Source organism: Bacteroides sp. NSJ-39 (assembly GCF_014287315.1).
Classification (GTDB): Bacteria; Bacteroidota; Bacteroidia; order Bacteroidales; family Bacteroidaceae; genus Bacteroides; species Bacteroides finegoldii.
Map to the genome: position 1 here is coordinate 1 of NZ_JACOOB010000033.1, position 7,977 is coordinate 7,977.

The 7,977-nt window shown below is 50.5% G+C and carries 5 protein-coding genes and 2 pseudogenes; all 7 read left to right on the plus strand.

What is annotated here, in order from left to right; translation table 11 throughout:
• Positions 1-17: 17 nt before the first annotated feature.
• Positions 18-212: pseudogene (locus tag H8S63_RS19190) on the plus strand (GTP-binding protein); the annotation flags it as partial.
• Positions 213-247: 35 nt separating this feature from the next.
• Positions 248-853: a GNAT family N-acetyltransferase gene (locus H8S63_RS19195; protein WP_087395694.1), complete on the plus strand. Its 606-nt coding sequence runs from the start codon at positions 248-250 to the stop codon at positions 851-853.
• A gap of 6 nt (positions 854-859) precedes the next feature.
• A complete protein-coding gene (locus tag H8S63_RS19200) occupies positions 860-1,984 on the plus strand; it encodes an efflux RND transporter periplasmic adaptor subunit (RefSeq protein WP_122114894.1) in 1,125 nt (374 codons plus the stop codon).
• Complete coding sequence (locus H8S63_RS19205) at positions 1,981-5,094, plus strand: efflux RND transporter permease subunit (RefSeq protein WP_122114895.1); 3,114 nt, start codon at positions 1,981-1,983, stop codon at positions 5,092-5,094. Before H8S63_RS19200 ends, H8S63_RS19205 begins: the two co-directional genes overlap by 4 nt.
• Before the next feature lies 1 nt (position 5,095).
• The gene (locus H8S63_RS19210) at positions 5,096-6,454 is read left to right on the plus strand and encodes an efflux transporter outer membrane subunit (protein WP_122114896.1); all 1,359 of its coding nucleotides are present in this window, start codon (positions 5,096-5,098) and stop codon (positions 6,452-6,454) included.
• A gap of 328 nt (positions 6,455-6,782) precedes the next feature.
• Entirely contained in the window at positions 6,783-7,490 is a 708-nt protein-coding gene (locus tag H8S63_RS19215) for a hypothetical protein (RefSeq protein ID WP_087395705.1), read from the plus strand.
• 225 nt (positions 7,491-7,715) lie between these two features.
• A pseudogene (locus tag H8S63_RS19220) lies at positions 7,716-7,977 on the plus strand (tetracycline resistance ribosomal protection protein); the annotation flags it as partial.

Genomic DNA, 7,977 nt, shown 5'->3' on the forward strand with positions numbered 1-7,977 from the left:
ATTATTGCTTAATCCAAATGAATATTATAAATTTAGGAATTCTTGCTCACATTGATGCAGGAAAAACTTCCGTAACCGAGAATCTGCTGTTTGCCAGTGGAGCAACGGAAAAGTGCGGCCGTGTGGATAATGGTGACACCATAACGGACTCTATGGATATAGAGAAACGTAGAGGAATTACTGTCCGGGCTTCTACGACATCTATTATCTGGAAATACACGTTAATTTTGCACCCTAAAATTGCTATATGATTATTAAAACAAAGAATCTTATAATCAGAAACTTTCAGGAGAAGGATGCCGTGGGCTTATTGGAATACCTCTCCCATCCACGTGTTAATTGCTTTGCTGACGATCGTCTGTATTCAGAGGAATCTGCGCTGGCTTATATATCCAATACTCCAAAGGATATGTTACGCTATGCCGTATGTCTGAAGGAAGACGATTTCATCATTGGTGATGTTTTCGCCTTGCGTGAATATACTGATACATTTAGTGTGGGCTGGCACTTCAACCAACGCTTTGAGGGCAAAGGACTGGCCTACGAAGCGGCAACAGAATTTTTGGACTACCTCTTTTGTGATGCCGGTGCACGGCGTGTTTACGGATTTGTCGAAGACGATAACTTGCGGTCGAAAAGGTTGTGCAAACGCCTCGGAATGAGGTATGAGAGATGTATGAAAGAGTTCATATCGTTTGTATGTTATCCTGACGGGACACCACGGTATGAGGACACCTGCATCTATGCGATATTGAATAAAGAATGGACGGAACAGCGAGAGCAGAAGCCAAATTCACTTGGATTATGCCGAGTCGTGACGGACATGCACGAAATGAATGAAAAAAAACAATAAGGACTAATGATGAATAGACGAACATGGATTGCCGGTATCACGGCAACGATCCTGCTGGCTGCTTCATTGGCAGCCTGCAAACAGGAACAGCAAGGAGAGGAAACAGGACAGGCACTGCCCGTCATGGTGGTTTCTTCCCAACCAATTGAATTTGAAGAAACCTATTCCGCTTCGATTCGTGGGCTACAGGATGTGGACATCATACCTCAAGTATCGGGTCGCATCATCCGCCTATGCGTGAAAGAGGGAGAGCAAGTAAAAACAGGGCAAGTGCTGGCTGTCATAGACCAAGCGCCCTATCAGGCTGCGCTGCGCATCGCAATCGCCAATGTCAGTGCGGCACAGGCAAAAGTGGAAACAGCGCGTATTGAACTGAACGGCAAACAGTCGCTGTTCGACGAAAAGGTCATATCCGATTACGAACTGTCAGTTGCCCAAAATCAATTAGTAGTGGCACAGGCAGAGCTGGAACAAGCAAAAGCTCAGGAAGCAAATGCCCGAAACGAACTGTCATACACCGAAATCAAGAGCCCGAGCAACGGGGTTATAGGCACTCTCCCTTACCGCATCGGCGCACTCGTCGGTCCGACCATCGAACAACCATTTACAGTGGTGTCGGACAATTCGGAGATGTATGCCTATTTCTCCATTTCGGAAAACAAACTTAGGCAGTTCGAGATCCGATACGGTTCTATTGACAGAATCATAAGCGAAATGCCTCCGATTAGCCTCCAACTTAACAATGGTTCCGTCTATGGGAAACAAGGGAAAATAGAGACAATCAGCGGAACAGTCAATCCCACGACCGGTGCCGTACAGATAAAGGCCCTGTTTCCCAACATCAACAGGCATCTGCTGAGCGGGACCATCGGCAACGTCATCCTGCAAGGACTGAATGAGGATGCCATTCTGATTCCCATGACCGCCACCGTGGAGCTACAGGACAAGATTATCGCTTACCGCCTTAAAAACGGAAAGGCCGAAGCTGCCTACTTGACCGTGGACCGCCTGAACGACGGCAACCACTTCGTTGTAAAGCAAGGATTGTCCATCGGCGACACCATCATAGCCGAAGGCGTGGGGCAGGTAAAGGAAGGAATGAACGTCACACCTAAAACCGTAGCCCCATGAACCTGCGCTTCTTCATAGACCGCCCGGTGTTTTCGGGCGTTATCTCCGTGGTGATTGTCCTGATGGGAGTTATCGCCATGAAAACCCTCCCCGTGGAGCAATATCCCGACATTGCGCCTCCGACTATCAACGTGTTCGCCACCTATCCCGGTGCCAATGCAGAGACAGTGCAGAAAGCCGTGATAGTCCCTTTGGAAGAGGCCATCAACGGCGTGGAGGACATGACCTACATGACCTCCACGGCATCCAATACGGGCGATGCTTCCATCGACATCTATTTCAAGCAGGGTGCCAATGCCGACATGGCGGCGGTCAATGTGCAAAACCGCGTGAACGGCGTGTTGAGCCAGCTTCCGGCGGAAGCGACCAAGACCGGCGTCACCACCGGGAAGCAGCAGAATGCCGAGTTGCTGACATTCGCCCTCTACAGCCCCGACAACCGTTTCGACCAGACCTTTCTCAACAATTACGTGAAAATTAACGTAGAGCCGCGATTGAAACGTATCGGCGGTGTGGGAAAGGCACAACTGTTCGGTTCCAACTACAGTATGCGCCTTTGGCTTCGTCCTGACAAGATGGCGCAGTACGGACTGATTCCCGATGACATCTCCTCCGTGTTGGCGAAACAGAATATAGAGGCGGCAACCGGTTCATTCGGAGCCAATCACCCCACGGCAAATGAATACACGATGAAGTATCGCGGCCGCCTCTCCACGGCGGAAGAGTTCGGCGAACTGGTCATCAAGTCCCTGCCCGGTGGTGACGTGCTTCGGCTGAAAGATGTCGCCGACGTGGAGTTGGGCGATGAATTCTACAACTATTCCACCGAGGTGAACGGACATCCGGCTGCCATGATGCTCATCAACCAGAAAGCGGGTTCCAACGCTTTGAGCACCATCAATGAGATTCACGAGGTGCTCGATGAAATTGAACGCGACCTGCCGGAAGGGGCGGAGTTCGTGGTGCTTACCGATACCAACAAGTTCCTGTATGCCTCCATCAATTCTGTCATACGGACGCTTATCGAGGCGATACTTCTGGTTATCGTGGTGGTGTATGTGTTCTTGCAGGACATCAAGTCCACGCTCATTCCCACGGTTTCCATCTTCGTCTCCATCATCGGCACGTTTGCCGTGATGTCGCTGATAGGCTTTTCCATCAACCTGCTTACGCTTTTCGCCCTTGTGCTTGCCATCGGTACGGTGGTGGACGATGCCATTGTTGTGGTAGAGGCGGTGCAGGCGAAGTTCGACGAGGGCTATCAGTCGCCGGTGCTTGCCGCCGATGATGCCATGAAGGGCGTTTCGTCCGCCATTCTTACCTCTACCATTATCTTTATGGCGGTGTTTATCCCTGTGGCAATGATGGGCGGTACTTCCGGGGCATTCTATGCCCAGTTCGGTATCACGATGGCGGTTGCCGTGGGCATATCGGCTATTAATGCCTTTACCCTTTCACCTGCGTTATGCGCTTTGTTCCTGAAACCTTATATTGACGAGCACGGAAACATGAAGAACAATTTTGCGGCACGCTTCCGCAAGGCTTTCAATGCCGTTTTCGACCGTTTGAGCCGCCGCTATGTACGTGGTGTACTGTATATCATCCATCGCCGGTGGCTGTTGTGGGGAACGATTGCCGCCTCGTTCGGGTTGCTGGTCTTGCTGGTCAATATCACGAAGACAGGACTTATTCCGCAGGAAGACACCGGCACGGTGATGGTAAGTATGAACACAAAGCCCGGTTCCTCCATGGCGCAGACCAACAAGGTGATGGCGCGTATCAACAGCCGTCTTGACAGCATCCCTGAGATTGAGTACAGCGGAGCGGTTGGAGGATTCTCATTCAGCGGTTCCGGCCCTTCACAGGCCATGTATTTCATGACACTTACAGATTGGGACCGGCGCAAGGACGAAGGGCAATCGGTGGACGACGTGATAGGCAAGATTTATGCCGCCACCGCTGATGTTCCCGATGCCACGGTGTTTGCCATGTCGCCGCCGATGATTGCCGGCTACGGCATGGGCAACGGTTTCGAGCTTTACTTGCAGGACAAGACCGGTGGCGATGTCACTGCATTCAAGAAGGAGGCGGACCGATTCGTGGAGGCATTGTCCCGCCGTCCCGAAATCGGAGAGGTCTATTCGTCTTTTGCCGCTGACTATCCCCAGTATTGGGTGGACATCGATGCGGCGAAATGCGAGCAGTCGGGCATATCTCCCGCCGATGTGCTGTCCACGCTCTCCGGGTATTATACCGGGTCGTATGTGTCGGACTTCAACCGTTTCTCCAAACTCTATCACGTCACCATGCAGGCACCGGCGGAGTACCGCATAAATACGGAGTCGCTTAACCGGATGTACGTGCGTACTTCCGATGGCAGCATGGCACCGTTGAGCCAGTTTGTGCGCCTGACCAAGACCAACGGACCTTCCGACCTTACGCGCTTCAACCTTTTCAACGCCATCGCCATCAACGGTTCTCCGGTATCGGGCTACAGTTCCGGCCAGGTCATCAAGGCGATTGGCGAGACGGCACGTGAGGTGCTTCCCGCCACTTGCAGCTATGAGTTCGGAGGCTTGTCGCGCGAGGAGAGCAAGACCACCAACAATGCCGCATTGATATTCATCCTCTGCATGGTGCTGATATACCTGATACTTTGCGCCCTCTACGAAAGCGTGTTCATCCCCTTTGCCGTGCTACTGTCCGTGCCTTGCGGACTGATGGGCAGCTTCCTGTTCGCGTGGCTGTTCGGGCTGGAGAACAACATCTATATGCAGACCGGACTGATTATGATTATCGGACTGCTTGCCAAGACCGCCATCCTGCTGACCGAATATGCCGGCAAGCGGCGGTCGGAAGGCATGACTCTGTCACAGGCGGCATACAGCGCGGCAAAGGTTCGTCTGCGTCCCATCCTGATGACCGTCTTGTCGATGGTGTTCGGCCTTATTCCGCTGATGATGGCTCATGGCGTGGGTGCCAACGGCAGCCGCTCGCTCGCCACAGGCGTAATAGGCGGCATGATAGTGGGCACATTGGCGTTGCTGTTCCTCGTGCCGTCGCTGTTCATCACATTCCAATATATTCAAGAACAGGTTAAACGTAAATAAAATGAATAAGATAATCCTATCTATATTATCAACTCTGATGCTTACCGGCTGCGGCACATACAGCCGGTATCATCGGGCTGACCTCCCGACAGAGGGTCTGTACGGGGACATCCCGGAAAATGTTGATACAACAACCCTCGCATCCATTTCATGGCGGGAGATGTTTACAGATCGGGAACTCCAGTCTTTGATTGAGATCGGGCTTGAACGGAACACCGACCTCAACGTGGCGCGTTTGCGCGTTGAAGCGGCAGAGGCGGCTTTGATGACGGCCAAACTGTCCTATCTTCCGTCTTTGGGAATCAATGCCGAAGGTGGCATCAGCCGCTACGACGGGGCTACCGCAAAGACATACAATGTCGGAGCGAGTGCAAGTTGGGAGCTTGACATATTCGGCAAGCTTACGGCTGCGAAGCGTGGCGCGGTTGCCGCACTGCAAGGAAGCCGTGACTATCAGCAGGCCGTGCAGACACAGCTTGTCGCCACGATAGCAGACAGCTATTACACACTTGCTCATCTTGACGCGCAGATAGCGATAAACAACCGGACTTTGGAAAACTGGCGGGCTACCGTGCGCACGCTCGAGGCGTTGAAAAAGGTGGGCAAGGCAAATGAAGCCGGTGTGTTGCAGGCAAAGGCAAACGTGATGCAACTCGAATCATCGCAACTGGCTATATGCAAGAGTATCGCCGAAACGGAGAACGCCTTGTCTGCCATACTTGCCATGCCGTCACACGCGATTGAGCGGAGCGACTTGACCAAAGCCTCTTTCCCTGATACCATATCTGTCGGAGTTCCCATGCAGTTGCTTTCCAACCGCCCCGATGTGCGTCAGGCCGAAATGGAAGTGGCTCAGGCGTTTTACGCCACCCACGTAGCCCGCACAGCCTTCTACCCCAATATCACCCTTTCGGGCACATTGGGTTGGACTAACAATGGAGGTGGGGCGATTACCAATCCCGGGCAATGGCTACTCAATGCCATCGGTTCCCTGACGCAGCCATTGTTTAACCGGGGCGCGAATATCGCCAACTTGAAGATTGCCCAAACCAAACAGGAAGAAGCCAAATTATTATTCCAACAATCATTGCTGAACGCGGGGAAAGAGGTGAACGATGCCTTAACCGCATGGCAAACGGCTAAGTCGCAATATGAAATAAACACTCGGCAGGTTGAGACCTTGCGTGAAGCGGTGCGCAAGACGGAACTGCTGATGAGCCATTCCGGTACCACCTATTTGGAGATATTAACTGCCCAACAGTCACTTCTTGAAGCAGAACAATTGCAACTGCAAACCTCTTTTGAGCGCATACAGAGCATTATCAAACTTTATCATGCATTGGGAGGCGGTAGGAGTTAAGACCTAAAGTGTAAATGGATTTTATAAATATTGATATAGCCCTCAAACATAGTGCATACCTGTAACATTTGAGAAATTATCAAATATCTCTCATTAGATTATAGTGATATAGTTATTTGTACATAAGTGTGCTTTTTGAGAATATCTATGGCGTGATGACTTCCTTTTACAGGGAGCATTGCGCTATTTTCATATAAATTATTCATTAACAACATCCGAAGTATGGAGATAAATCCATTCATCCGAAAACTTATTCCTTTTTTTTACAGGGAAGTTTTCTACCCGGCCCGTAAATGGTGATGCAGGACTGAACCACCTGCGCCAACTGTTGCTGGAAGCGCACAGAGAGTATCAGGACTATGTAGCCACAGGCGTAATGACGCTGCGGGTGTTTGCCTTGCAGTTCCTCGACGGTCATCATTATGCCGAAAATGACAACGCTGCAGACAAGAACATCCACCGCAAGGCGTTGGGTGCAATCGGCATCCTCCTGTTGGAAAGAACCGACCTTGTCAAACAATTCTTCACCCGGTCTTCACTGGAAGCCCCAGATATAGATAAGGTGATATTCCTTGTCTATACGGAACGTCGTGATGACGGAAAGCAAAATCCGGGAACATCCGGAACCGCCTCTGCGAATCGGGTGCAGGAACAAAGACTCTCGTGTGCAATCCGAGCCGAGGACATGCCACTGCTTGCTGACTGCGCTAATGACTCCAGCTTCTTCCAAAAGAAAGTCACAGTCCAGGAAATGAACGGTCTGATGTACGGAACACTCACTACTCCATTGGTGGCACTAAATCTTATGGGCATCGCCTATTTTTTTGACTGTCTGAGTGCCATGAACCTTGTCAGCCGCTGCTGGCAGACTGTCCTTGAGCGTAGCGGTTCCATCCTGTTGCAAGGGAAGAATAAGCCGCAGACACGTTCCAATTTCTCGTCCGCGCTCAACCGTGCAAGGAGCAACGGCATCTTCAGCAACAAGAATGACATAGACATTCTGATGAAGCATATACGCGAGAAATATGTCCGATAGACGGCCAAAATCCTGAGTGACAGTGCTATTTTGAGTGATACTTTGCAAGTGTCACTCAAAATATTGCTTTCAATGCCCTGTCTCATTGTTACTTTGCAGCCGAAAGCTTTCAAGACACGGGGCGACGGCTCTGAAAGTTGAATCAAAAAGAACAAAGTAACAATGAATGAACAACAGATTATTACAGATACCCAATGGGGAGAACGGTGTTCCGTCAAGCTCGACAAGTTGCTGTTCAGTACTTTACAAAAGCTGCAAATCCCGACAATTATATTTATCAATAAGATTGACCGTGCCGGTGTGAATTTGGAGCGTTTGTATATGGATATAAAAACAAATCTGTCGCAAGATGTCCTGTTTATGCAAACTGTTGTCGATGGATCGGTTTATCCGGTTTGCTCCCAAACATATATAAAGGAAGAATACAAAGAATTTGTATGCAACCATGACGACGATATATTAGAACGATATTTGGCGGATAGCGAAA

Excerpts from the sequence above, each read along its gene's own strand:
- H8S63_RS19195 (WP_087395694.1), top strand. The coding sequence starts at position 248 with ATGATTATTAAAACAAAGAATCTTATAATCAGAAACTTTCAGGAGAAG.
- H8S63_RS19200 (WP_122114894.1), top strand. The coding sequence starts at position 860 with ATGATGAATAGACGAACATGGATTGCCGGTATCACGGCAACGATCCTG.
- H8S63_RS19205 (WP_122114895.1), top strand. The coding sequence starts at position 1,981 with ATGAACCTGCGCTTCTTCATAGACCGCCCGGTGTTTTCGGGCGTTATC.
- H8S63_RS19210 (WP_122114896.1), top strand. The coding sequence starts at position 5,096 with ATGAATAAGATAATCCTATCTATATTATCAACTCTGATGCTTACCGGC.